16 protein-coding genes are annotated in these 26206 nt (G+C 48.4%); 6 read left to right on the top strand and 10 right to left on the bottom strand.

Annotation, left to right across the window (positions count from 1 at the left end; genetic code table 11):
- Window positions 1-176: 176 nt before the first annotated feature.
- On the bottom strand, window positions 177-3314 hold the full coding sequence (locus tag H8S65_RS21230; RefSeq protein WP_186928504.1) for a DUF6383 domain-containing protein: 3138 nt from the start codon (window positions 3312-3314) through the stop codon (window positions 177-179).
- An 896-nt stretch (window positions 3315-4210) separates the two neighbouring features.
- Here H8S65_RS21230 and H8S65_RS03115 point away from each other — a divergent pair.
- From H8S65_RS03115 to dgt, 5 genes are all read left to right on the top strand, one after another.
- A complete protein-coding gene (locus H8S65_RS03115) occupies window positions 4211-5194 on the top strand; it encodes a GSCFA domain-containing protein (RefSeq protein ID WP_186928503.1) in 984 nt (327 codons plus the stop codon).
- A gap of 20 nt (window positions 5195-5214) precedes the next feature.
- Window positions 5215-7680 (top strand): bifunctional UDP-N-acetylmuramoyl-tripeptide:D-alanyl-D-alanine ligase/alanine racemase, encoded by a 2466-nt coding sequence (locus tag H8S65_RS03110; protein WP_186928502.1) that lies wholly within the window; start codon window positions 5215-5217, stop codon window positions 7678-7680.
- Between the two features lie 165 nt (window positions 7681-7845).
- On the top strand, window positions 7846-8703 hold the full coding sequence (locus H8S65_RS03105; protein ID WP_186928501.1) for an enoyl-ACP reductase FabI: 858 nt from the start codon (window positions 7846-7848) through the stop codon (window positions 8701-8703).
- A 100-nt stretch (window positions 8704-8803) separates the two neighbouring features.
- Window positions 8804-9412, top strand: coding sequence for an L-threonylcarbamoyladenylate synthase (locus H8S65_RS03100; RefSeq protein WP_186928500.1), 609 nt, complete (start codon window positions 8804-8806; stop codon window positions 9410-9412).
- Between the two features lie 14 nt (window positions 9413-9426).
- The gene (dgt, locus tag H8S65_RS03095) at window positions 9427-10752 is read left to right on the top strand and encodes a dGTP triphosphohydrolase (protein ID WP_186928499.1); all 1326 of its coding nucleotides are present in this window, start codon (window positions 9427-9429) and stop codon (window positions 10750-10752) included.
- A gap of 10 nt (window positions 10753-10762) precedes the next feature.
- Here the strand turns inward: dgt and rsgA are convergent, their stop codons facing one another.
- From rsgA to pyrH, 8 genes are all read right to left on the bottom strand, one after another.
- Entirely contained in the window at window positions 10763-11695 is a 933-nt protein-coding gene (gene rsgA / locus H8S65_RS03090) for a ribosome small subunit-dependent GTPase A (protein WP_186928498.1), read from the bottom strand.
- A gap of 98 nt (window positions 11696-11793) precedes the next feature.
- Complete coding sequence (frr, locus tag H8S65_RS03085; protein WP_186928497.1) at window positions 11794-12357, bottom strand: ribosome recycling factor; 564 nt, start codon at window positions 12355-12357, stop codon at window positions 11794-11796.
- A 122-nt stretch (window positions 12358-12479) separates the two neighbouring features.
- Window positions 12480-13646, bottom strand: a complete 1167-nt coding sequence (locus tag H8S65_RS03080) for an MFS transporter (protein ID WP_186928496.1) — start codon at window positions 13644-13646, stop codon at window positions 12480-12482.
- Between the two features lie 2 nt (window positions 13647-13648).
- The gene (locus H8S65_RS03075) at window positions 13649-14518 is read right to left on the bottom strand and encodes a carbohydrate kinase family protein (protein ID WP_186928495.1); all 870 of its coding nucleotides are present in this window, start codon (window positions 14516-14518) and stop codon (window positions 13649-13651) included.
- 186 nt (window positions 14519-14704) lie between these two features.
- Window positions 14705-16588 carry a glycoside hydrolase family 32 protein gene (locus H8S65_RS03070; protein WP_186928494.1) on the bottom strand — a complete coding sequence of 628 codons (1884 nt, stop codon included), beginning with the start codon at window positions 16586-16588 and terminating at the stop codon, window positions 14705-14707.
- A 21-nt stretch (window positions 16589-16609) separates the two neighbouring features.
- Window positions 16610-18928 (bottom strand): TonB-dependent receptor, encoded by a 2319-nt coding sequence (locus H8S65_RS03065; protein ID WP_436277866.1) that lies wholly within the window; start codon window positions 18926-18928, stop codon window positions 16610-16612.
- Window positions 18929-19137: 209 nt separating this feature from the next.
- Window positions 19138-21858: a substrate-binding domain-containing protein gene (locus H8S65_RS03060; RefSeq protein ID WP_186928492.1), complete on the bottom strand. Its 2721-nt coding sequence runs from the start codon at window positions 21856-21858 to the stop codon at window positions 19138-19140.
- A 92-nt stretch (window positions 21859-21950) separates the two neighbouring features.
- Window positions 21951-22661 carry a UMP kinase gene (pyrH, locus tag H8S65_RS03055; protein WP_005867363.1) on the bottom strand — a complete coding sequence of 237 codons (711 nt, stop codon included), beginning with the start codon at window positions 22659-22661 and terminating at the stop codon, window positions 21951-21953.
- Window positions 22662-22997: 336 nt separating this feature from the next.
- On the opposite strand from pyrH, the gene H8S65_RS03050 reads away from it, so the two are divergent.
- Window positions 22998-23222, top strand: coding sequence for a hypothetical protein (locus tag H8S65_RS03050; RefSeq protein ID WP_186928491.1), 225 nt, complete (start codon window positions 22998-23000; stop codon window positions 23220-23222).
- A 178-nt stretch (window positions 23223-23400) separates the two neighbouring features.
- On the opposite strand, the gene uvrA is transcribed toward H8S65_RS03050, so the two are convergent.
- Window positions 23401-26190, bottom strand: coding sequence for an excinuclease ABC subunit UvrA (gene uvrA, locus H8S65_RS03045; protein WP_186928490.1), 2790 nt, complete (start codon window positions 26188-26190; stop codon window positions 23401-23403).
- Window positions 26191-26206: the final 16 nt, after the last annotated feature.

The following is a 26206-nucleotide window of genomic DNA, read 5'->3' as shown; positions in this document are numbered from 1 at the left end:
GTTTTCTGTATGCTTTCGTCCTTCACAGGGCTACAGGCTACATTGAACTTTTAATTTCAATATACTTTAGTATTATTAATATTAAATCTGACCGCTTGTTCACCTGTCGCAGGGTAATTGCCGTTTTCACGGCACGCGGTCAAACATTTTAGAATTATTGATTATAATATCTTTAGTTATTTAACGATAGCTTTTACAGCTTCTTCGCCTTCAACAGCTACTACGACTACACCCTGAGGAGCAGCGATTACAGCGTTGTCGGAAGTAAGAACCGTGTTAGCTACTACCTGGCCCAAGATATTGCTGATAACAACCTTCTTGCCGGCAGCACCAGCAATCGTTACTTGGCCTTCGCCAGCGATAACGGTTACTTCGGAAACTTCAACACCTTCGTTTGCGGTAGGAGCTTCAACAGCGTCAACAGTGAATGCAAGACCAGAATAAGGAGAAATTCCAGCCAAATTCAGTATACCGTTCGTCTGTGCCAGATATTTCTGGTTCTTAACGTTCTGGATTTTATATTCACCCTTCGTTGAAGTGCTTGCAAATGCAAATGTTGCATAGTTGTCAGACAATTTCAACTTAGCGTCTTGTTCATTCGCTTTTGTTGCGTAAACCAACAGAGAGTCACGACCGGCTTCACCGAATTGTTTAGCTTTGATGAATTCTACAGAAGATCCATCCTTGCTTGCCATATACATAGCCTGTCCGTCTGCAACAGCTTCAGCATCCAAACCACGAGTTGTCAGGATATAGAACAACGGTTTTTCACCCTTCTGGTTATCCATGTTAGCAGTGTCGATGAACATAGAGAAATCTGATTCGACAAAAGCATCAGCTTTCAGTTCTGTTTCAGCTTTCAACACACCCTGTTTACTGTCATTCATAGAAATAGCCAATGTCGTGTTGCGGGCAGAAGCGATTCTGTTGTGAGAAGGAGTTGCTTTGATAGGATCGACGAATGCAGCATCATCCGGTAATTCCAGAGTGAAGTAACCGGCAGGAACAGCATTCAAATCAGACATGATTACAGAAGCACCAGAACCGGCAACGTTAAGTTGACCCATACGCAAGCTGTCTACCTTGTAGTAAGCAACATGAGACGGTTCGTTTGCAGCCAATTTGCTACCAACTGTCTTAGGATCATAATAGGCTGTATCTGCCAGCAGCAACTGATATTGATTATCAACAGTCAGTCTGAACAATACCGGCATAGAGATAGAGTCTTTCTTTGCATAGCCTACTTTACCATCATTCTTCTTATCATCGCTCTTATCCAAAGCAACCATCTTGAACACCTGTGACTGCGGATCGTAAGTCAATACGGTTGCATCGTCGTTTACAGCATGCAAATGATAAGCAGTGCGTTCCAAAGTGTTATCACCATATTTAACAGTCTTGTCTGTAACCTTTCCACCTGCATCAGTAGTATCTGTTGCAGCCGGACGCAAGCTAAATTCGATAGGATCGGCAGCATCGATGTCGGCAACAGCCAATCTGTCATTAGCACCCTTTACTACATATAAGTTATCACCACCGAAAGCTGTGTTGAATTTCAACTTAATAATGTAGTTGGCAATTTCATCTTTAGTAAAGTGCTTATAGCCCAAATATTCATTGTCTGTATCTACATCCAGTTTAGTAATTACATACGTTTTTGTTGCATTTGTAATCTTATCTTTGGCACTTACAGTGTATTCACCAGCTGTGCTTGTTGCATAAATATACACTTTTGCCTGATCGAACGGAGAAGCGCCATTTTCACGGTTTACAACCGAGTAGCGTCCGTTTCTGCCTTCAATAGCAAATTGAGTGGCAGGAACCAATTCACTTGCTTTTGTTAAGCCTACAAATGCAGGATCTGTAGCATCCGGATTGTTAGCAATCAAAGCTGCTGCAATTACATTTCCACCTTTTACCTGGATTGAGTAAACGCCCTTTTCTAATGTAGCCAGTTTGCCATCAGCAGTAGAAAGAGTTGCATAAGTATCTGTTACACCTTTAGAAAGTGTAGTAGAATCTACAATAGTGAACAGACCCGGATTACCTGTACCAGTTCTTGCAATAGCGAAATAACCTACAGAATCTTGAACTGCTCCCTGATAATAATCAGTAGCACCACGAGTTCCATATTTACTATTCTTTGTAATGATGGAAGGAATAGAGTCAACCTTTACAGTAAAGCCTTCTACACCTACTTTAGCCACGTTCTTATAAATATAGAAACGATAGTTTGCAGCAAAGCGACCTTTAGCAACCTGCAGATCTGCACCTTCATCCAAAGACAATTTTTTAGTAGCATCTGGTAACTTAGTTACTATATATTTGCCGGCATCATACAAATCAGATTTAGTCTGATCCACTGAAGCACCATTTCCCTCCCATTGACAAGTGATAGTATCGGAAGCAATCTGTAAGCCACGACCACCGATAGAGTCATTGAATGCTGTACCGGAATTGAAGACAGTATCAACTACCAAGAATACGTGTTTGTTCTTCAAAGCTGTCTTTCCATCTTTAGCAAGCTGCTGACCTTCTCCGGCATCTCTCGTATTGGCTTTTGTTGCGTTTTTAATCTGCAGATATACCCCCTTTTCCATAGAGCCGTATTTTGCATCATAAGCGATCAGTTCCGAGCCATTCAGGAAATCGGCACTCTTGTCTGTAACCACATCCAACACCTTCAATTTGAAAGAGCCGTTGCTGATTGCATTCAAATCTTTAGCAGACTGTAATTTTTGTTCCGGTGTGAATAACTTTACAGTTCCGTAAGTGCTTTTATCAGCATCTTTCCATTCCACAAATTGAGCTTTTTTACCAGCTTCAACTTTCAATGCATACTTTTTAGTACCGGAATAGCAGATCAGATGATTTTCGTTATCAAAAGTAAAAGAAGACACAGCTCCTTCAGTCTCAGCATCTACCCAAACAGCCGTATTGTCTTTTGCATCGAATTTAACAGCCAGCACTTCACCGTTGAATTTGTTTGTAAACTTGAATGATTTAGCATTGTTGGCAATCGTAATAGTCGGTTCCCACAAAGCAGAGTCCATTGAGTTTACATACAATTCGTCACCCTGTGCAATCGGGTACGAACGTAAAAAAGTCGCATCATCAGTTACCACAAAACCTAAATAGTTATTAGCATCACCCAAATGATAATAATAACCTTCTTGTGCTTCGTCCATTGTAACAGCTTCTGCCGGAACTACACTCTGAAAACGCTCAGCATGTGTCTTAACATCAGCAGCATTAGCGGACAGTCCACCGGCTACCAGTGCGGCAGCCAAAAGAGTAGAAAATCTCTTGTTCATAATTTAATAATTTAATTAGTAATAAAACCTATTTGTTATATAATGTATACAACTCCGATGAATGTTAACGTATGTATTTTGATAATGAAAACGTACGTTTATTTTAGTCATTTTTGGAAGGGCAACAGGAGGTTCGTGGTAAAAAGGCGGTATGTTTGTACTTGATAAGCTATCTAATTGATAAGAAAGAATATAGAAAAAGAAATTTTCTTGGAGAAAAGGGTTGCAGGTTTAAAAAGTATGCGTATTTTTGTAGCTGAAAAATGACGAATCTAAACGTACGTTTTTTTAGTCATTTTGGTTTTATCGCCCTATCTATTTTATTCCCAATAAGTTACAAGCAAAAAACAAGCCGTTTTCACCCCTCAAAAACGGCCTTTTTCGTCATCTCCCATAAACAAGCATATAATTCTCACCCATAACAATTTACGCACATTTATTCAAGTAATACTAAAAGTAGAAAAACGGCATTTTTGAGAAAACAGCGAAAAAATAGGCTAAAAACGGCAAAAACCCCTTTCCCACTACCCAACAAAACATTTGCTACCCTCCCTGTGCAAAGCAACTTCCCTTGAGAAAAATAAAATTCACTTGAGAACTTGGTCTATCGTAACTTTTACACCATAATACAAATAGGATTGTAATAGCATAAGTGGTCATTCATAAAAATTGCTTCTATGAGTTCATCGCCCACCATCATCCGAGAGCAATAGCACAGCGAGAAAACATATCTTAACCATAATAGTGCAGTTTAAGGAATTGAATGGTTATCTTTGCGGCAGATATTCAAAAACATACCATCATGGACATCAACGAATATGTACAGATTGGTTGCTACAAGAATAAAAACTGAATGTCGAAAAACAGCCGTCATTCCTCAAAAACACATTAACAATATGGAATTTTATACCCGCATCTCCATCCCGAAAGCCCCGTTTACATTTTCCTATACGGAGCAAACGGTTTTGCTTGGTTCCTGCTTTGCCGAGAATATCGGAAAGAAGTTGGAGGAAAACAAATTCAAGACCGATCTGAATCCGTTCGGTACGCTTTATAATCCTTCTTCCATAGCCGAAGCGATTCGCATGCTGCTTCGTCCGGAACGGTTCACAGGGGATGATCTTTTTCAGCATGAAGGGATTTACCATAGTTTCAGCCATCACAGTCGTTTTTCCTCACCTTCGGAAACGGAATGCTTGGAAAACATCAACGGGCGGCTGTTCAGTTCCGCCGGTACGATACGGGAAGCCCGACGGATGATCCTTACCTTCGGCACGGCATGGGTCTACAGGTTGAAAAGTTCGGGAAAGGTCGTTTCCAACTGCCATAAGCTGCCGGAAAAGATGTTCGACCGGCAGCTACTCACCGTCGGGGAGATCGTAGCGGAATGGAAAAGCCTACTCCTGTCGCTTTGGGAGCAGAATCCGGAGATGAAGATACTCTTCACCGTCAGCCCGATCCGCCATTGGAAAGACGGAGCGCACGGCAACCAGCTCAGCAAAGCCACCCTCCTGCTTGCCATCGACGCGCTGCAAAAGGAATTTCCGGAACACACCGCCTATTTCCCGGCTTATGAAATCATGATGGACGAATTGAGGGAGTACCGTTTCTATGCCGACGATATGCTGCACCCCTCCCCCGCAGCGGTCGAATATATCTGGGAACGGTTCACGGGCAGCATGCTTTCACCTGATTCGCTGTCGATTATTAAAGAATGGAAGGATATCCAAAAGGCCATTAACCACAAGCCGTTTCAACCGGAAAGTGAAGCCTATAAACGATTCATCTCGCAAACTTTGTTAAAGATGGAACGACTTAACGAGAAATTCCCTTACTTTGATATGACAAATGAAGTCGAAATGATTAAAAAGAAGTTCTAAACCTAATTATAGAGAAAAGAATGGAATATTCAATTAAAGAGATCGCCGGAATAATCGGAGCTGACGCCAAGAAATTACATGACGCTCCTGTCAGTATCTTGCTTACCGACAGCCGCCGTCTTTCATTCCCGGAACAGAGTCTATTCTTTGCCCTCCAGACAAAGACCAACGACGGACATAATTATATACAAGGATTATATAAGTTACGCGTACGCAATTTCGTAGTCAGCACTGTTTTACCGGAGTTCGAGTCGATGCCGGAAGCGAACTTCCTTGTCGTCAAGGATACGCTGAAAGCGCTCCAGAAGTTGGCGGCCCATCACCGGAAACGTTTCAATATCCCGGTAATCGGCATAACGGGAAGCAACGGGAAAACGATTGTAAAAGAGTTTCTCTATCAATTATTGCATAACGAGTTCAACATCGTCCGCTCGCCCCGGAGCTACAACTCGCAATTGGGGGTTCCGCTGTCGGTATGGCAGATGAGCGACAAGAATACATTAGGCATCTTCGAAGCCGGCATTTCCCAGCCGGACGAAATGGAACGCCTGCAACCGATCATCGCACCGACCATCGGCGTGATCACGAACATAGGGGAAGCGCATCAGGAGAACTTTATCTCTTCCACGCAGAAATGCCTGGAAAAACTGACTTTGTTCAACGACTGCGAAGCGATCATTTATGACGGCGACGATGCCTTTATCGCCAACTGCATCGAGTCGGCCTGCCTGTCACACAAGGCGATCACCTGGAGCCGGACAGACTCGGAAGCTCCTTTGTATATCGAATCGATCAAGAAGCTGGAATCCGAAACCATCATCCGCTGCACGCTTTTAGGATTCGACCGGACATACACGATTCCTTTTACGGACGATGCTTCTATCGAAAACGTCATCCACTGTATGGCAGTGATGTTGTATCTGAAGCCGACGAGCGTGAACGACGTCGAAAAGTTCAAGCACCTCGAACCGGTCGCCATGCGCTTGGACGTAAAGCAGGGTATCAACAACTGCCTGTTGATAAACGACACCTACAATTCCGATATCAATTCTCTGGATATCGCCCTCGACTTCCAGCAGAGCCGCCGCGTAGAAAAGGACTTGAAATGCACGCTGATCCTTTCGGACATCCTGCAATCGGGGACGCTACCGAAGTCTCTGTATAAGAAAGTCGCAGACCTCGTGCGCAGAAAGAAGATCGACCGCGTTATCGGCATCGGCCGCGACCTGAAAGAATACGGAGGTGCTTTCGATATCGAAAAAGAGTTTTACCTGACAACGGAGGAGTTCATCAAGTCTCCGTCTTTCAAGAAGTTCAAAGACGAACTGATCCTGATAAAAGGTTCCCGCCAATTCCATTTCGAACGTATTTCCGAGCTGTTGGAGAAGAAAGTGCATGAGACGATCTTGGAAGTGAACCTGGATGCCGTTGTCCATAACTTCAACTACTACCGCTCGAAGCTGAAGCCGGAGACGAAGATGGTCTGCATGGTCAAGGCTTTCGGATATGGCGCCGGTTCCTACGAACTGGCAAAGACTTTGCAGGAACACCGTTGTGACTACTTGGCTGTTGCCGTCGCCGACGAAGGCGAGGAACTGCGTAAGGAAGGCATCTCGATCCCGCTTATCGTCATGAATCCGGAATTCAGCAGCTTCAATGTCTTGTTTGAAAACCAGTTGGAGCCGGAAGTGTACAGTTTCCGCCTGCTCGACGCGATGATAAAAGAGACGGAACGCAGGGGCATTACCTCCTATCCGATCCATATCAAGATCGACACGGGCATGCACCGTTTAGGTTTCCAGCCGGAAGATGTACCGGAGGTTTGCCGTCGCCTGAAGGAACAAAGCGGCGTAGTTGCCCGCTCCGTATTCTCGCATCTCGTAGGCAGCGACTCCTATATCTTCGACGATTTCACGAAAAAGCAATTGGATACGTTCACCCGCGCGGCAGCAGAACTGGAAGCCGGGCTGGAATACAAGGTGATCAAGCATATCCTGAATTCGGCAGGAATCGAACGGTTCACCGATTATCAGATGGACATGGTGCGCCTCGGCATCGGCCTGTACGGGGTCAGCGCCTCCGGCCAGAAAGGGTTGCGTAACATCAGCACGCTGAAGACGACTATCTTGCAGATACAAAACGTCCCGACAGGCGATTCCATCGGTTACAGCCGGATGAGCTATGTAAAGCGCGATTCCCGCATCGCGATTATCCCGATCGGCTATGCCGACGGCCTGGACCGTCATTTCAGCAATGGTGGCGGCGAAGTCGTGATTAACGGCCACCGTTGTCCGATCATCGGTAATATCTGCATGGATGCCTGCATGATCGACGTCACCGATATCGACGCGCGCGAAGGAGACACCGTCATCATCTTCGGCGAAGAACTCCCCGTCAGCGAACTTTCGGGCAAGCTGAAGACCATTCCATACGAGATACTGACCTCTATCTCGCCGAGGGTAAAAAGGGTTTACTATAGGGAATAAATATCCGGGAGTCGTAAAATATGATTCATGAGTTATATTTTGCGGCTCCTGTCCCGAAAAATACGGTTCCCGTCCCGCCCCGGACTTAAGGGGGGTTCGTGTAAGCGATTGCGTATCTTGCACATTTTTACTACCTTTGCGCCGTAACATATTAAAATAAAAGGTATGAGTCATAATTTATTGAAAGGCAAGCGAGGCATTATATTCGGTGCGCTGAATGATATGTCCATCGCCTGGAAGGTGGCTGAAAGAGCCGTAGAAGAAGGAGCAACGATCACACTGAGCAACACGCCTATCGCCGTTCGCATGGGACAAGTGGATGCTTTGGCTGAGAAGTTGCACGCCGAAGTTATTCCGGCGGATGCTACGAGCGTGGAAGATTTGGAAACGGTTTTCTCTAAATCAGTAGAAATATTAGGTGGTAAGATAGATTTCGTTTTACATTCCATCGGCATGAGCCCGAACGTGCGTAAGAAACGCACTTACGACGATTTGGACTACAGCATGTTGGAAAAGACGCTGGATATCTCCGCCCTCTCTTTCCACAAGATGTTGCAGGTTGCCAAAAAGCAGGATGCCATTGCCGAATACGGTTCGGTGATCGCCCTCTCGTATGTGGCAGCACAGCGTACATTCTTCGGATATAACGACATGGCAGATGCCAAGAGCTTGCTGGAATCTATCGCCCGCAGCTTCGGTTACATCTATGGCCGTGAAAAGAACGTACGCATCAATACCATTTCCCAGTCGCCTACACTGACTACAGCCGGCAGCGGCGTGAAAGGGATGGACCATTTGATGGATTTCGCCGAAAAGATGAGTCCGCTGGGCAATGCCACAGCCGACGAATGTGCAGACTACTGCGTCATGATGTTCTCCGACCTCACCCGCAAAGTGACGATGCAGAACCTCTACCACGACGGTGGCTTCTCAAGCATGGGGATGAGCCTTCGCGCCATGAACCAGTACAGCAAAGGTCTGGAAGAATATACCGACGAAAACGGACACATTATTTACGGCTAAACCCGTAAATAAGTTGAAAGTGGAAAGTTGAAAGAGGAAAGTGGACTTCGCGTTCTCTCAAACTTTCGGCTTTCGGCTTTCAACTTTCAACTGAAAAGCTATGCTCGTAAAAATATATCCCGAAAACCCCAATCCCAGGGAAATAGACAAGGTGGTCAATATCATGCGCGACGGCGGCCTCGTGATTTATCCGACCGACACCGTTTATGCCATCGGTTGTGACGCGTTGAATGTGCGTGCAGTCGAAAAGATCTGCCAGATGAAAGGCGTCAACCCGCAGAAAAGCAACCTGTCCATTATCTGTTATGACCTTTCCAACCTGAGCGAATACGCCAAAGTGAGCAATGCCGCTTTCAAGCTGATGAAGAAGAACCTGCCGGGCGCCTTTACCTTCATCCTGCCTACCAGCAGCGAGTTGCCTAAGATCTACAAGAACAGAAAAGAGGTGGGCATCCGTGTCCCGGACAATAATATCATCCGCACACTTGTACAGGAACTCGGAAATCCGATCCTGACCATGTCTTTGCATGACGAAGACGATATCATCGAATACAGTACCGATCCCGAACTGATCGAAGAAAAGTATGAAAACCGGGTGGACATCATAGTCGACGGTGGTTACGGAGGCACGGAAGCCTCGACCGTCATCGACTGCACGACAGACGACTTTGAAATCATCCGCCAAGGAAAAGGAGAACTAATCTATTAAGCAAACAAGACAAGATGAACTGGAACCAATTACTCTCCGGCAAACGCTTCGGCATGGAGGAATATCACGAACGCAAACATGAGCGCACCGATTTTCAGCGGGACTACGACCGTCTGATCTTTTCCTCCCCTTTCCGCCGTTTGCAGAACAAGACGCAGGTATTTCCCCTTCCGGGCAGTATATTCGTGCACAACCGTTTGACACATAGCTTGGAAGTCTCATGCGTGGGACGTTCATTAGGCAATAATGTCGCCAAAGGCCTGATGCAGAAATATCCTGACGGGAGCGTCAATTTCCCGGAAATAGGTTCCATCGTCTCTGCCGCCTGCCTTGCCCACGATATGGGTAACCCGCCGTTCGGACATTCAGGAGAGCGGGCGATCTCCGCCTACTTCGCTGAAGGCAACGGGAAAAAGTTACAGGAAAAGATTCTCGCCGAAGGAGGCCGCTATGAAGATTTCCTCCATTTCGAAGGGAATGCGAATGCCATGCGCCTGCTCACCCACCAGTTCATCGGGCGCCGCAAAGGGGGCTTTGCCCTGACATACAGCACGCTTGCATCCATCATCAAATATCCGTATTCTTCCGTTTATGCCGGGAAGAAAGGGAAATTCGGCTTCTTCCAATCGGAAGAGGAGGATTATCTGCGCATTGCCGACGAATTAGGAATTTGCCGGAACCTGGAAGACGCAAACAAGTTCGTCCGTTATCCGCTTGTCTATTTGGTGGAAGCCGCCGACGATATCTGCTACCAGATCATGGATATCGAGGATGCCTGCAAACTGCATATCCTGACGACGGAAGAGGCCATCCGGCTGCTCCTCAACTTCTTCGAAGGGGAACGCCTCGACCATATTGTCCGCGTCATGAAGATGGTGGACGATACCAACGAGCAGATCGCTTACCTGCGCTCCTGCATCATCGGCCTTTTGGTGGACGAATGTTCCCGTATCTTCCTCGAAAACGAAGCAGGAATCCTCAACGGGACATACAACACTCCGCTTATCGACAACATTTGCGACCAGGCAAAGACCGCCTATGAAACTTGCTCAAAAACCGCTTACAAAAAGATATACCGCGCCAAAGAAGTTTTAGATATCGAACTGGCCGGTTACCACATCTTCAGCCACTTGATCGACACGCTGACGGAAGCTGTCATGAACCAGGATCACGCCTACAGCAAGCTCCTGTTGCAACGCATCCCGGAACAGTACGACACGAACGCGTCGACCGTCTACGGCAAAGTACAATGCGTCCTCGATTATATCTCCGGCATGACAGATGTATATGCTTTGGATTTATACCGCAAGATCACAGGGATGAGCTTGCCGGCGGTATAATCTGGCATTATCAATATTCTTCCCTGTATTTGCTCTCCTGCTTATCATCCAGGATGCTCAGGTAGCTTTTATATCGCGATTCGCTGATATAATGCTCTTCCACTGCACGCAACACGGCACAGCCCGGCTCGTGGCGGTGAGAGCAGTTGTTGAATTTGCAATCGGCGGAAAATTTGAATATTTCGGGGAAGTAATGGGCGATTTCCGCACCTTCCATCTCGATCGTGCCAAAACCTTTGATCCCCGGAGTGTCGATCAGGTAGCCGCCATCCGGCAAAGGAATCATTTCGGAAAAGGTAGTGGTATGCATCCCCTTGTTGTGGTATTCGGAGATATCGCCGGTACGAAGGCCCGCACCGGGAACCAGTTTATTGATAATAGTCGATTTTCCCACACCGGAATGGCCGGACAATAAGGTGATCTTCCCTTTGAGGTCTTCTTTCAACTCGTCCAAACCCTCTTCGCTACGGGCACAGAGCTCGGAACAGGGATAACCGATTGTCGTATACAGATTGATCAAACCGTCCAGCAATTCCCGATCCCCGCCATGATAACGGTCTATTTTATTGAATACCAACTTCACAGGCACACGATAGGCCTCGGCAGTGGCAAGAAAACGGTCGATAAAAACGGTGGTGGTAATCGGGTAGTTGACCGTCACGATCAACATCGCCTGGTCTACATTCGCGGCAATGATATGCGACTGCTTGGAGAGATTGGAGGCGCGGCGGATGATGTAATTCTTCCGGTCTTCGATCTCGGTGATGAAGGCGGTCCCTTCAGCATTGATATCGATATCGACCCGGTCCCCGACCGCAACAGGATTGGTGGTGCGGATATCTTTCAGGCGGAAATTCCCTTTGATCTTACTTTCTATATCGCGACCATCATCGGTGCGTACGGTATACCAGCTACCCGTATTCTTAATAACCAAACCCCTCATGTTAGTTGAAAGTTGAAAATTGGAAGTTGAAAGTTAAAAGGAGGAAAGGAACGGTTTATTCCGCCACTTTCAACTTTTAACTCTCAACTTTCAACTCGTTATACTGTCATTATTTCTTTTTCTTTTGCGGCGTAGAGTTCATCTACTTTCTTGATATACTTATCGTGAACCTTCTGAACTTCTGCTTCCGCATCTTTTTCGACATCCTCAGGAGTTCCGTCAGTCTTGATGCTCTTCTTCAGTTGTTCGATGGCATCACGGCGGGCGTTACGGATACTGATCTTAGCAGTCTCGGCTTCCTGCTTGGACTGTTTAGCCAACTGCCGACGACGTTCTTCGGTCAGAGGAGGAATGCCCAAACGGATCATTTCACCATTGTTTTCGGGGGTGATACCGACATCAGAATCCATGATTCCTTTTTCAATATCTTTGATAATCTTCTTCTCCCACGGGGTGATCATGATCGTTCTTGCATCCGGTACAGTTACGGTAGCCACATTTGTCAAAGGGACAGGAGCACCGTAATACATTACTCTCACGCAATCCAAGATTTTCGGATTCGCCTTGCCGGCACGGATATGAGACAACTGTTCGTCGAGATATTCGATCGCGAAGGTCATCTTCTCTTCTGCCGCCTTTACATACTGTTTTATATCTGCCATAAGTGATTGTATATTTTTGTTTTCGTTGTTTGTTAGGCAAACAAAAATAGTAAAGTTTTTCTTTCCGGCAAACTGTTTGCAGAAATATGATCTAAAATATTAGACACGAGCGTCTGTAAATTTCAGTGCTGCTTCAACTTTGGAAACAGGAAAAGCAGATAAAGCACTCCGACTGCCAGAACCAGCAAAGCGCCTGTCTGCGAACGGAGCGCATCGGAAGCGAAGCCCATCAGCAACGGGAAAACCGTCCCGCCGAACAAGCCCATTATCATCAGTCCGGAAACCTCGTTCTGACGCTGCGGCATCGACAGCAACGCCTGGGAGAAAAGTATGGAGAACACGTTCGAATTGCCGTATCCGACCAATGCGATGCTGACATACAACAACGCTTTGCTATCGAACAGTAGGAACCCAGCCATCGAAGCTACCATCAATACGACACTGACGATGAAGAACTTCTTCGGCGACCAATGAGCCAGGATCAGCGAACCGGTCAGGCAACCGATCGTACGGAAGATGAAATAGAGGCTCGTTGCAAACGCCGCCGCATGTATATCCATCCCCAACCGTTCCATCAGGATTTTAGGTGCGGTGGTATTCGTGCCGACATCAATACCGACATGGCACATGATACCGACAAACATCAACAGGATAAACGGGTTACCCAACAAGGCAAAGCATTCGGCGAACGTGGACGGCTTGCCTTCCGGCGCTTCTTCTTTGATGTGAGTCGCCCCTAACAGGAAAATCGCGACGACCGCTATCACCATATAGACCGGAAACAGCACACGCCAGCCCAACCCCAGCGAAGGGATCGCCGCAGTTGCTCCCCACATGGCGATATAGGGCGCCAGGAAAGAGGCGATCGCTTTGACAAACTGCCCGAAAGTCAGGCTGCTCGCCAATTTATCTCCGGTAATAATATTAGACAGAAGCGGGTTCAGAGAGGTCTGCATCAAAGCATTCCCGATACCCAATAAAGAGAAGGAGACCAGCATCACCATATAGCCATCGCCGAAACACGGGATCAGCAACGACACGAAGGTAACGGCCAGGCTCAGCATGACCGTCTTTTTCCGCCCGATCTTATTCATCAACATCCCCGTCGGGACGGAGAAGATCAGGAACCAGAAGAACACTAAGGAAGGAAAGATATTCGCTTCGGAATCCGTCAGTCCTAAATCCAGCTTCACATAGTTGGAGGCAATCCCCACCAAATCCACAAATCCCATCGTGAAGAAAACAAGCATCACCGGGATCAATCTTACATACAAACTCTTCTCTTTCATAATCAGTCTTTATTAGGATAAGCAGGCCATGCGCCCTCTTTCGTGCAGACGAAAGCAGCCGTCTCGACAGCAACCCGATGGGCTTCGCGCAAGGATTTGCCGGTTAATATGGAGTAAACAAATGCACCGGAGAAAGAATCTCCCGCCCCGACCGTATCGGCCACCTCGACTTTGGGAGTAGGGATCGTCGACTTGTCGCCAGCCGTATAGATGGAACTGTAGCGGCTGCCGGCAGTGAGGATCATATAGCGCAGGTTGTAACGTCCGATCAGTTGGCGGCAAGCCGTATCTTCATCCTCCGAAAGGGAGAACATTTCACGCACCAGATCGAGTTCTTCATCATTGATCTTAAACACGTTCGCCTTTTCCAGCAGGCTGGCGATCAACTCCTTCGAGTAGTAAGACTGGCGGATATTGATGTCGAAGAAGCGGAGCGCCTCTTCGCGGGCATAGGAAAGCAGCGTATGGATCGTCGTACGCGATTCGAGCGAACGTTGCGCCAACGTGCCGAAGCAGATGGCATCCGCCTTTTTCACCAAGTCGATGGCTTCCTGAGTCAAAGGCATATGATCCCAGGCGACGCCTTCGATAATCGTATAGGCCGGGATGCCGTCTTTCAACTCCACCATCACGCTTCCGGTAGGATATTCGACCGTCCCTAACGAATGGCAGATACCGTTCTTATCCAACTCCTGGACGATCTCCGTCCCGAACACGTCGTTCCCGACTGCACTGATTGCATATCCTTCGGCTCCCAACCGGGTAGCATGATATACGAAATTGATCGGAGCGCCTCCGGCACGCTTTCCCGTTGGCAACACATCCCAAAGGAGTTCGCCGATACCGACAACAACAGGTTTATTATCTTTCATGATATACTGATTTTAATACTACAAAAATAATTATTCATCCAAGTTTTTTATTATAAACGCTTCCACTTCTCAGAAGTTTCGTCCGCATGAGAAAAAAGTTTCATGCAAGGGAAACAAAAGTTTCATCAGCATGAAACAAAAGTTTCACCGGCATGAAACTAAAACTGCATGCCGACGGATGCAGACTTACAAGCCTAACTTATAGAACGTACATGCCGTTACCTTTGTCGAACCGTTACGGCTGTAGAAAGACAGGCTGTTATACGGTTCGTTCGGGAAGACCAGGTTGGTCATGGCAACCTTCCCGCCGTCCAAGAAGATTTCGACGGAGCATTTGTCCACGAATATCCGCAACTTATGCTGCTTGTCCTTTGACAGCGGCGCCCAGGTAGCCAATGCGAAATCGTCTACATAGTTGATGGAGTTCTTCACGCGGTTGTCGTGCGCCTCTTTTTCGTGCGGGATGGCGTTCTTGCCGAAGTCCACGATTCCGCTATGGACACGGTCCATCACTAACTTGCCGTTCTTACCGTCCAAGTAGATGTCTACATATTCGCCTCTACCGTTCATCAGTTTGAAGCCGGAACAATCGGCATCGGCCGCCAATTCGAGATCCATTTCGAAAGCGCCGTCGTTGGCGGCAAATAAGGTATCGACCGTAAACTCCTTTCCGCTTTCTACGGTAAAGGCTGGAATTTCCTTAGTTTCTTTCCGCAAAGCATCCAGTTCTTTCACCGGATTGACAGCCAAGCAGACGTCTTTGCCTTCGGAGTACATCGTCAGTTCGCGGGGCAGGGCGTTGGCACTGCGATACTGCTGCGTCGGGATGATATTGGCATACTGCCAGTTGCTCATCCAAGGCACGGCTATCACGCGGTCGCCGGTATTGGAGAAGCAAACGGTTGCATAGTGGTCTTTACCCCAGTCCATCCATTTGACCACTTCCGGCTTCGTGTCGCAGACGAAGTTAGTTCCGTCGAAATCACCGACAAAATACTGTGTAGCGGAACCGCCGAACAGGCAGCCCGGATTGATATTTACGATCAGCGCCCACTTCTTGTTGTTTTCATCGCCACCAACAGGCAGTTGCACCATGTCGGGGCATTCGAACTGGCTCGGCTGCACACCGTAGCCATTGCCGAAAGCGCTCATATAAGTCCAGTCCTTCAAATCTTTGGAAGAGAAGAAACGCATTTCCTTATCGGCTGAAACGATCATCACCCACTTCTGTTCCGGTTCGTACCAGAACACTTTCGGGTCACGGAAGTCTTTCAGGCCGTCGAACGGCGTCAGGACCGGGTTCTTTCCATATTTCGTAAAGGTCCGTCCGTTGTCACGGCTGTAAGCCATGCATTCGATCTGCCCGTTCTTGTCGCTGGCGGAAGTATAGAAAGAGACAACCGTTCCCTCGCCATAGCCAGCCGTGTTCTTCACATCCACGACAGAACTGCCGGAGAAGATGTGCCCCATCGTGTCGCGTGCCAGGGCGACCGGAAGATGTTCCCAGTGCACCAAGTCGCGGCTGACGGAATGCCCCCAGTGCATGTTTCCCCATACGGAACCGTAAGGATTATACTGAAAATAGAGATGATATTCGCCGTCCTTATACACCAGCCCGTTGGCATCGTTCATCCAGCCGTAGAGCGGAGTATGGTGATAGAGCGGGCGAAACTTATCGCGGTTTGCCGTGTCGAACGTATCGGACAACTGTATCCGCTCCCAGCAGATCGCGTCTTTCGGCGTTTTGCGGATGCGGACAAGCGCCTCTTTAGCTCCTGCCGGCAATTCGAACGGGACGAAATAGTCGACGCTCTTTTTTGCCAGGCGGACATCCATATCCGTATCGGCAGGATCGCCGGTCACCAGGCAGACCTGTCCCTCCGCTGTCTTCTCCTCAACCGGGAGCAACAGATATTTGGTCGGATTCGTGATGCGGACAAGCGTCAAGGTATCGCCCTGCTGTTCCAATGTGAACCCGCTTTTGTTTGACGGCTGGCAAGAGGCCAAGCCTAATGAAATGACAGTACTCATAACGAGAATTTTGCTGATGTTTAATATCGATGCTTTCATATTGTGTAAAAGAATTTATTGTTAAAAAGTAATTGTTGCGCTGAACTCCACCGTGAACGGGCGGATATAACTACCGGCCATCCATGCGCCGTTATACTCGGCTGCATTTTCCTTCTCGACCAGTTCCGCTCCGGAGATGCTGCCCTTCGCACCGGTCTGGTTCAGGAAGTTGATAACCGTCCCGCTCAAAGCCAAATGTTTGTTGACCTGCCAGTTCAACCCTCCGAAAGTTTCCCATCGCCCGCTGAAATAATAGGCATCGTTGATGTTCGCATAGGTCTTGCTGAAGTAGCGGAAACTGGCCCAGATCCGCAAGTCTTTCGTGATCATGTAGCTCGGATCGAGTTCCACTAAGACCTTCGGAATCTCCGCAACGATATTGCCAGTGGCATTGATGGCGGAGACGCTCCCGTCCGGGAATGTCACTCCCGTCTCATATTTCTTATACTTCGGCATCTGATACGTGAACAAGAAATGGAAGTCGAAGCCTTTGAACGGCTTGAAGACGGCATCTGTCGTCCACCCCATCGTCTTGATGTCATAGCTCAGCGGTGCTGCCTTGATATCCTTTCCGGTCGGATCGTTCGGGTTGATCAGGTTCAGCGTCGAGTTATTGTTCGTCTTGGCAATATAAGAGAACAAAGAAGTCAGACTGACCCAATCGCTGTTATAATAGAGTCCGGCACGTCCTAAAGGTACGGTAATTTTATTGATATCAGGCATATCGGCGGGGGAGAAATTCGAGAGGTTCGGACGCTGGGTAATATAAGTAAAATCGCCAGTGAAGCCGAACTGCCCGGTCATCTTATAGGTCAGGGCAGCCGTCAAGGCCATGTTCAGCCAGTCGTAGCCGAAATCACGCGGGGCAATCGTCGTCCCGTCGGCAGCAACAGCCCCGATATGGTAGTTGTTGAAACGTCCGACCGAGTTCCCGTCAGCATTATAGACCGCCAAGTTCTCGCCTTCCAAGCGCTGGTATTCGAGGCGGGCGCCGTAATAGGCATTCAACTTGTCGGTCATATCCCAATCATGGGTGGCGTAGAGCGCTAACTTGTTTTCATGTCCCTTATAGTATTCGGAAGCATTCTGGTTGAAGTTGTAATACGGGGTATTGCCATAATAGTGCACTTTGTCCGAACTTGTATTATAAAGCATCTGCGGATAGGCTTCGACCGTGTGGTCGTACATCGTGGTGTTGGAGGCATAATCCACATCGTAATACCATTCGTTCAGCCCGACGCGCCAGGTCTGGTTGTCGTACTTGCGGGACAGCTCGGTCGTGAAGAACACCTCGTCGATCTTGCCCCGGTTGAAGCAAGACATACGGCTCTGCACATATCCGCTGTAGGGTTCGAACGAACCGTCTGCCTGCTTCAACCGGTAACCGGCTGATTCCGCCTGGTTCTTCATGTCCATCGGCGTCTGATACAGATAGGAACCTTGAGAATGGTCGTATTTCATATTGACTTTCCATTCCAGCCCGTTATCCCATTTGTAGTTATGGAGAAGCGTCACCTGGTTGCCCCGGCTGGCCGTCGCGTCGTACAGGTTGACGGTCTCCACTTTCCCCGTCCGTATATCCAGATAAGGAATCGTGCTGATGTTTGGCAGGTAGGAAGAAGTACCCAGGCCGAATCCCGGGATTTCTTTCACGCTGCCGTCGCCTACATATATGAAAGGTGCGCCGGTCGTGGCATTGGACAGCCAATGGCTGTTGCTGTAATGATAGATAACGGAAAATTGCCCGCGTCCCTCATTGTAGCGTTTGCTCAGGGCGAACTTATAGATTTCCGTCCGGTCCTGATACTGGGCAAAACGCAGTTTGAACGTTCCCGGATCGAAGTTCTGGTAAATGCTGCCACTATAGAACCAGTCCTTCCCTAAGCTGCCGTTCAAATTCAGGTCGAACTGCTGCCTGCCGAAATGGTTGGTGTTGTAGTTCAGCGTCCCATTGAACATTTTCTTCCCTTCCAGTCCCAACTGAGTAAACGAGTTGACGGCATATCCGATATTGCCGGTAGTGATCGCCGTCTCGGAGATTTTCATCAGCCCGATATGGGACAGGCTGCCGTCGCCGCGCCAGTGTGTATTCACATTATGGGGATTGGAATTGTAAACGGCCGGAAGGCCGTTTTCGAGTACATTGACATCTCCACCGGGCAGGCCGATGGAAATCTCGCGGGGACCATTCGCACTGGCGGCATTCAGCATCACGTTGCGGCTGTTTGTTTCGCCTTTGTTCTCCTGCCCGGAAGGGATGCTGTCCTTTTTGGTTTCCTGTGCATAAAGTACGGAAGAAAGGGAACATCCGGCTAAGAATGTGATGAAAGACCTTTTCATGGCAACAGTTTTCATATAGAATGTTTTTAAATGTTTATTCCGTGGTTGTCTATTTGACGGAGGCAAAAGTAGGCTGCCACAACCGGACGGACGATAACAAACAGAACAGGGGATATGACAAATGTCGCATAGAGCCAAAAAGTTTCAAGGCCTGTCAAATCCGTCACACAAATGTGACATTTGTCATAAAGGCTTTCAGGTGATATCCTTTAAACAGGTTTATCCTCCTGCTGATATTCGGTAGGGGTGAGGTTATAGACCGCTTTGAAGCATTTGGCGAAATAGGCGGAAGAAGAGAATCCGGTCTGGTAAGCGATCTCGCTGATGTTATATTGTTTCTGTTTCAGCAGGGCGGCAGCCTTCTTCAACCGGAAATTGCGGAGGAAGTCGACCGGGCTCGTGCCTGTCAGGTCCTTGATCTTCCTGTGAAGATGTCCGCGCGACAGGCCGAGCGTGTCACTCAACTTCTCGATATTATATTCGGGATCGGTATAAACCTGCTCGATCCGAGTCAGGAACTTCCGGAGGAAAAGATCGTCCATGTTCTCCACCTTTTCCGGTTCAGCCATCAACAGGTTGCTGTTTTGCAGTTTTTGCAGCAGGGCTTCGCGAAGTTTTTTCCGTTCCTCCAAGATGCGGATCACACGGAGTTTGACAAAGTCCACCCGGAAAGGTTTCTGTATATATCCGTCCGCCCCGCCGGATATGCCGTACATACGTTGACGTTCGTCGGTCAGTGCCGTCAGCAGGATAAGCGGGATATGGCTGGTCGCCAAGTTCGTCTTGACGGCTTTGCAGAGTTCGAAGCCGTTCATCTCCGGCATCATGACGTCGCTCAGCACAAGGGAGATATCTTCCGATCCGAGCAGGTTCAAAGCGACCTTGCCGTTTACAGCGGTCAGTACCCGGAAGTTTGCCGAGAGTTCCTTTTCGAGGAAAGTGCGGACTTCGTCATCATCTTCGACGATCAATATCGTATAAGGATAGGATTTCGAAAGCAATTCTTTCTGTTCGGAATCATCCAGACGCGAAGCATCGTAGGTCAGCGGTGAAACCGGGATTTCGGTGATATATTCGCCTTTCAGCTGTGTCTTGTCCCGGTGGAGGCTGAATGTAAAGGCTGTCCGTACGCCGGGCTTGCTCTCCACATCGATCTTGCCGTTATGCATCTTGACATACTCGCTGACCAAATGCAGCCCGATGCCGGTTCCCGTACGGCTGTTTTCCGAATAGAAGCGGTTGAAGAGATACGGGAGGTTTTCGGGGCGGATTCCGGAGCCGTTATCTTCCACGGCAATCGCCACCCATTCGTCCGAAACAGACAGTTTCACGGCTATGCGTCCTTCCTCCGGCGTAAACTTGAAAGCGTTGGATAGCAGGTTGACCAGCACTTTTTCGATCATATCCGGATCGATCCAGAGGGCACATTCTTTCACATCCGCCGTAAAGCTGTAGTCGATGTTCCGCACTTTCGCCATGCTGTTGAAATAGGATTTCACCTCTCCGGCAAAGGCAACGATCTCCGTCTCGCGTATCTTCAGTTTCTCCTGCTTATTTTCCACCTTGCGGAAATCGAGTATCTGGTTGATCACACGGAGCAGGCGTCCGGCATTCTTGTGAACCAGTTCCAGATCGGATAGATAAGGGGAGTCGTGGAGTAAATGCATCAGCTTGTCCAACGGGCCGAGAATCAACGTGAGCGGGGTACGCACCTCGTGGGAAATGTTCGTAAAGAACTGGAGTTTGGAGGCGGTAACCTCTTCTATCTCGGCATTCAGGGAGATCAGTTTGCGCCGCTGTTCTTCCTCCTTTTTGTTTATCGCACGCAGTTCCCGATTGGCGACACGAATTTTCCGGTTGATATGGAAAACATAGACCGACAGGGAGATAAAGCCGATCATCAACAGGGTGATGACCAGCAGGGAGTCTTTCAGAAAGAGGAAGCGGTTCAGCAGTTCGTCCATGCGGGTGCGCTGTGTCTCGATACGCTGTTGATAATTCAAAAGGCGTTCGGTTTGCAGGAGAAGGCTTTGGGCCGCTTCTTTTCCGACAATACCGCTATGCAACGGAATATATTTATCGACAGGTTTGCCGTCGATCAGTTGCATGGCGGTCCGTATAACCTGCTCGCCTCCGGTCGGATAGAGAAATGAGGCATCGATACGCCCGTCGGCTATGGCTTGCAGGCCGGCTTCGGCTACGGCATCCATCCCGATAACCGGGAGCTGTTTTCCTTTGGCGGAATCTATTGAAAGGAAATATTCGCGGGCGGCGATCGCCATCACATCGTTATGGGCAAAGACAAAATCAATCGGTTGTGAGAACGCCTTTTCCCGGAGACGCCGGGCAACGACGTCCTGTTTCCAGTCTCCTTCTACCGGGATAAAAGTCAAGTCCTTGCGGTCTGCCAATGCATCCCGGAAACCATTATGCCGTTCCTGGGCAGGAGACGAGCCTGTTGCGCCCCAGATTTCGAGGATCGTAGCTCCAGGAGGCAGATAGCGGATTGCATATTTTCCGGCAGTCACGCCTAACTCGTAGTTGTTGGCACCGACAAAGGTAGTATAGCGGTCGGTATTGACTTTACGGTCGGTGATGATTGTCGGAATGCCGGCACGGTCAGCTTCTTCGGCAATGGCAGTCAAAGGTTCCGATTCAAGCGGGGAGATGACCAGGACATCGACTTTCCGGTCGATCAGTTCGCGTATCTGCTCGATCTGGCGGTCGTTGTCGCTTTCGGCGTCTTTGATGATAACTTTCAGGTCATCGTAGTTGGATGCCTCGATCCCTACCTCGCGGATCATTGCCTGCCGCCAGTCATCATCGGTCATACATTGCGAAATGCCTATCACATATTCCTTTTCCCTCCCACCATCCCTACAAGCGGCCAGAAGAAAACACAAAAGGAATATGTAATAGATGTTTTTCATATGTTGACAGATGCGAACCGTAAACAATGATTTATGGGTTACATTTTCCCCATTGGCATATTGGCATATATCCAATTAGCTCATTATTTCTCTTAATTATGTACCAGTGTTCCGATGTTTTCACCGCTCATCACCTTTTTCAGGTTGCCGTTGGTGTCCATGTCAAAGACAATGATCGGGAGATTGTTTTCCTTACACATCGTGGTTGCCGTCAGGTCCATGACCTTAAGGCCGCGCGTATAGATTTCATCATAGGTGATATCCGAGAACTTGGTGGCCGTCGGGTCTTTTTCCGGATCGGCAGTATAGATACCGTCCACGCGGGTTCCCTTCAGCATCACATCCGCTTCGATCTCGATACCGCGCAGGGAAGAACCCGTGTCAGTCGTAAAGAACGGATTGCCAGTACCGCCCGACATGATCACGACATTGCCCTGTTCAAGCAATTCGATCGCCCGCCATTTATTATAAAACTCGCCGATCGGCTCCATACGGATAGCGGTAAGCACTTTGGCTTTCACACCCTGAGCCACAAGGGCGGAACTCAAGGCCAGACTGTTGATAACCGTTGCCAGCATCCCCATCTGGTCGCCTTTCACACGGTCGAAGCCTTTGGAAGCCCCGCTCAGGCCGCGGAAAATGTTACCGCCACCGATCACGATTCCGATCTGGACACCCATTTCGGCAATCTCCTTGATCTGTGCCGCATATTCGTTCAGACGAACTTCGTCTATACCATATTGTTTACCTCCCATAAGCGATTCGCCGCTTAATTTCAACAGGATACGTTTGTACTGAGCCATATTGTCTTGATTCGTTTGATTGTTATACCCACAAAAATACAGTATTTCAATGACCCTGCAATAGCAGTCCTTTATTTTAGCAAAACATTTTAACAAGACTGTACACCCGCTGTAACAGTTTTGTAACATCTCCCCTCTACCTTTGTCTTTCCAGGGCCTTATTCCTAACTTTTATACGGCAATCCTCTTTCAGCGGAAAGAAACGGGTTGCCGTATATTTTTACCTAAACAATTCCGCAAATACTTATAAATACTTTAAAAACCGGAACAATACGGATTTACCTCTTGTTTTGAGGAAACAAAACTAAAGTAGTAATCATTTAAAAACGTAATGGTATGAAAGATTTATTAATCGGTATGGTAGTCGGAGTTGTCACAGGTTATGTACTCCGCAAGATGGAAGATGACGGTAAATTCCGTTGCCTCCACGCAAACCTCCACAACCTCGCTTCAAAAGCAAAAGAAGAAGCGATGAACCTGAAAGACGCAGGGCTGGACAAAGTAGAATATGTTGCCGACCGCGTTCATCAGGTTGCAGAGCAGGAAAAGAGCAAAAAATAAAAACAAAATCCTGCTTACTAATTAGACATAATTTAGGGAGGTGTCAAAATGTACTTGTCCCCGCGCGGGGCGCGGGGCCGCAAAAGGACAGGCCCTATCAATCAGATATTTATACGGCCAGCTTTTATGCGATCCCGCGTCAAGCACGGGAACAAGGCAGTTTTGACACTCCTCTTTTTTATCTGAGTTTATCCTTCAAATACTTTCCCGTATAGGACGCCTCGCACATCGCCACCTCTTCCGGCGTTCCGGTACAGACCAGGTTTCCTCCGGCATTCCCTCCTTCGGGGCCGAGATCGATCAGATGGTCGGCACATTTGATCACATCCATGTTATGCTCGATGATAACGACCGTATGTCCTTTCTCGATCAGGGCGTTGAAGGCTTTCAACAAAGTCTTGATGTCATGGAAATGCAGACCGGTCGTCGGCTCGTCAAAGACAAAAAGCGTCGGTTCCTGCTTCTCCTGGCCAAGATAGTAAGCAAGTTTCACACGCTGGTTTTCACCACCGGACAAAGTAGACGAAGTCTGGCCGAGCTTGATGTAACCCAGCCCGACATCCTGAAGAGGTTTCAATTTTTTGACAATCTTCTTTTCCTGTGACCCCGGATACTGTTCGAAGAACTCGATCGCCTGGTTCACGGTCATTTCCAGCATATCGTAGATGCTCGCGCCGTGATATTCGACATCGAGCACATCCTGTTTGAAACGCTTGCCGTGGCAGGTTTCGCATTCGAGGGTGATATCGGCCATGAACTGCATCTCGACCGTGATCTTTCCTTCTCCTTTACATTCTTCACATCGTCCGCCTTCCTTATTAAAGGAGAAATAGGCTGCCGAATAGCCCATCTGCTTGGCAAGGGGCTGTTCGCCGTAAAGCTTACGGATTTCGTCGTAAGCTCCGATATAGGTCACGGGGTTGGAACGGGAACTCTTGCCGATGGAATTCTGGTCGACAAACTCGATGCTTTTGATCATGTGCATATCGCCTTCCAAGCCGGAACAGTCTACCATCAGACGGGCGGCCTCGTCTAAATAATGCTTGACCCCTTCGTAGAAAATATCACGCACAAGCGAGCTTTTACCCGAACCGCTGACACCTGTTACGACTGTCATCACGTTCAGGGGAAACTTCACATCGATACCTTTCAGGTTGTTTTTGCGGGCGCCTTTCACCTCGATATAATTATTCCAGGGACGGCGATAAAGGGGTACTTCTATCTGGTCTTCTCCTGTCAAATACCGGACGGTATAACTGTTGCTACTGGTTTTCAAATCGTCCACATCACCCTGATAGACCACTTCTCCGCCCAGGCGACCGGCTTTCGGACCGATATCGATAATGTAATCGGCCGCACGGATAATCTCTTCGTCATGTTCCACCACGACAACCGTATTGCCTAATGCCTGCAATTGCCGGAGAACCTTGATCAGCAAATCGGTATCGCGCGAATGAAGCCCGATACTCGGTTCGTCCAATATATAAAGGGACCCGACCAGGCTACTCCCCAAAGAGGTCGCCAAATTGATACGCTGGCTTTCCCCCCCGGAAAGGGAGGCAGACAGACGGTCGAGCGTCAGGTAACCCAACCCCACATCCAACAGGAATTGCAGGCGGTTGGTAATCTCCGTCAGCAAACGTTTGGCGATAGAGGCCTCGTTCTCGTCGAGCCGAAGGTGATCGAAAAAGGCTTTTGCTTCCGTGATCGGAAGGGTGACCAGTTCCGCGATATCTTTCCCTCCCACCTTTACATACAGGGCTTCGGGACGCAGACGGGAACCTTTGCAGGTCGGGCAAACGGTCTTCCCGCGATAGCGTGCCAACATCACACGGTACTGTATCTTATAAAGGTTCTCTTCCACAAACTTAAAAAAGTCGTCGATGCCGTGCAGTCCGCGGGCGCCATGCCAAAGCAAGTCCTTCTCCTTTTGCGTCAGGTCGTAATAGGGACGGTGGATCGGGAAGTCGTATTTCTCGCTCTTCACGATAAACTCTTTCAGCCACTCTCCCATCACCTCGCCTTTCCAGCAGACTACCGCACCCTGGAAAACGGACAGGCTTTTATCCGGCACGACCAGATTTTCATCGATACCGAGCACCTTCCCGAAACCTTCGCAAGTCGGGCAGGCGCCTAACGGGTTGTTGAAGCTGAACATCATATCGGTCGGCTCCTCGAACACCATGCCATCGGCTTCGAATTTCTTGGAATATTCTTTTACAACCGTCCCTTCGGGTGTGTAGATCCGGATGATACAGGTATCGTGCCCTTCGAAGAAAGCCGTTTCGGCAGAGTCGGCAAGACGGCTTTTCAATGTCTTGTCATCCGATACGACCAGGCGGTCTATCAACAGTTCGATCACCGGGGAGGAAAGCAATGCGTCATCCGCTAATACTTCACCGATACGGTAAACAGTCTCGTCAATGGACAAACGGGTGTACCCTTCTTTTTGCAAGATTTCCAATTGCTCTTTTATGCCACGCCCATCCGGCAGGACGACAGGAGCATATACGGCAAAGCGCGTTCCGGCAGGATAGCCTAAGACCTCTTTCACGATATCGCTTACCTGGTGCTTCTTCACTTCCGTCCCGGACACAGGAGAGATGGTTTTCCCGATACGGGCATACAGAAGCCGAAGGTATTCGTATATCTCCGTAGAGGTTCCCACCGTCGAGCGCGGGTTGCGGGTGTTCACCTTTTGTTCGATGGCGATGGCAGGGGGAATACCTTTGATATAGTCGCACTCCGGCTTACTCATACGCCCCAGGAACTGGCGGGCATAGGCTGAAAGGCTCTCCACATAGCGGCGCTGCCCTTCCGCATACAACGTATCAAATGCCAATGATGATTTTCCACTACCGGAAAGGCCGGTTATAACGACCAGTTTATCTCTGGGAATCTCGACATCGATATTTTTCAGGTTATTGATTCGAGCTCCCTTGATGAATATAGAATTGTTTTCGGACATAATGATGATTTATCAG

Origin of the sequence: Parabacteroides hominis, from assembly GCF_014287585.1 — a bacterium.
GTDB classification, from domain to species: domain Bacteria; phylum Bacteroidota; class Bacteroidia; order Bacteroidales; family Tannerellaceae; genus Parabacteroides; species Parabacteroides hominis.
Note: the sequence above shows the minus strand (reverse complement) of the source record. Positions and strands in the feature narration are given on the sequence as shown.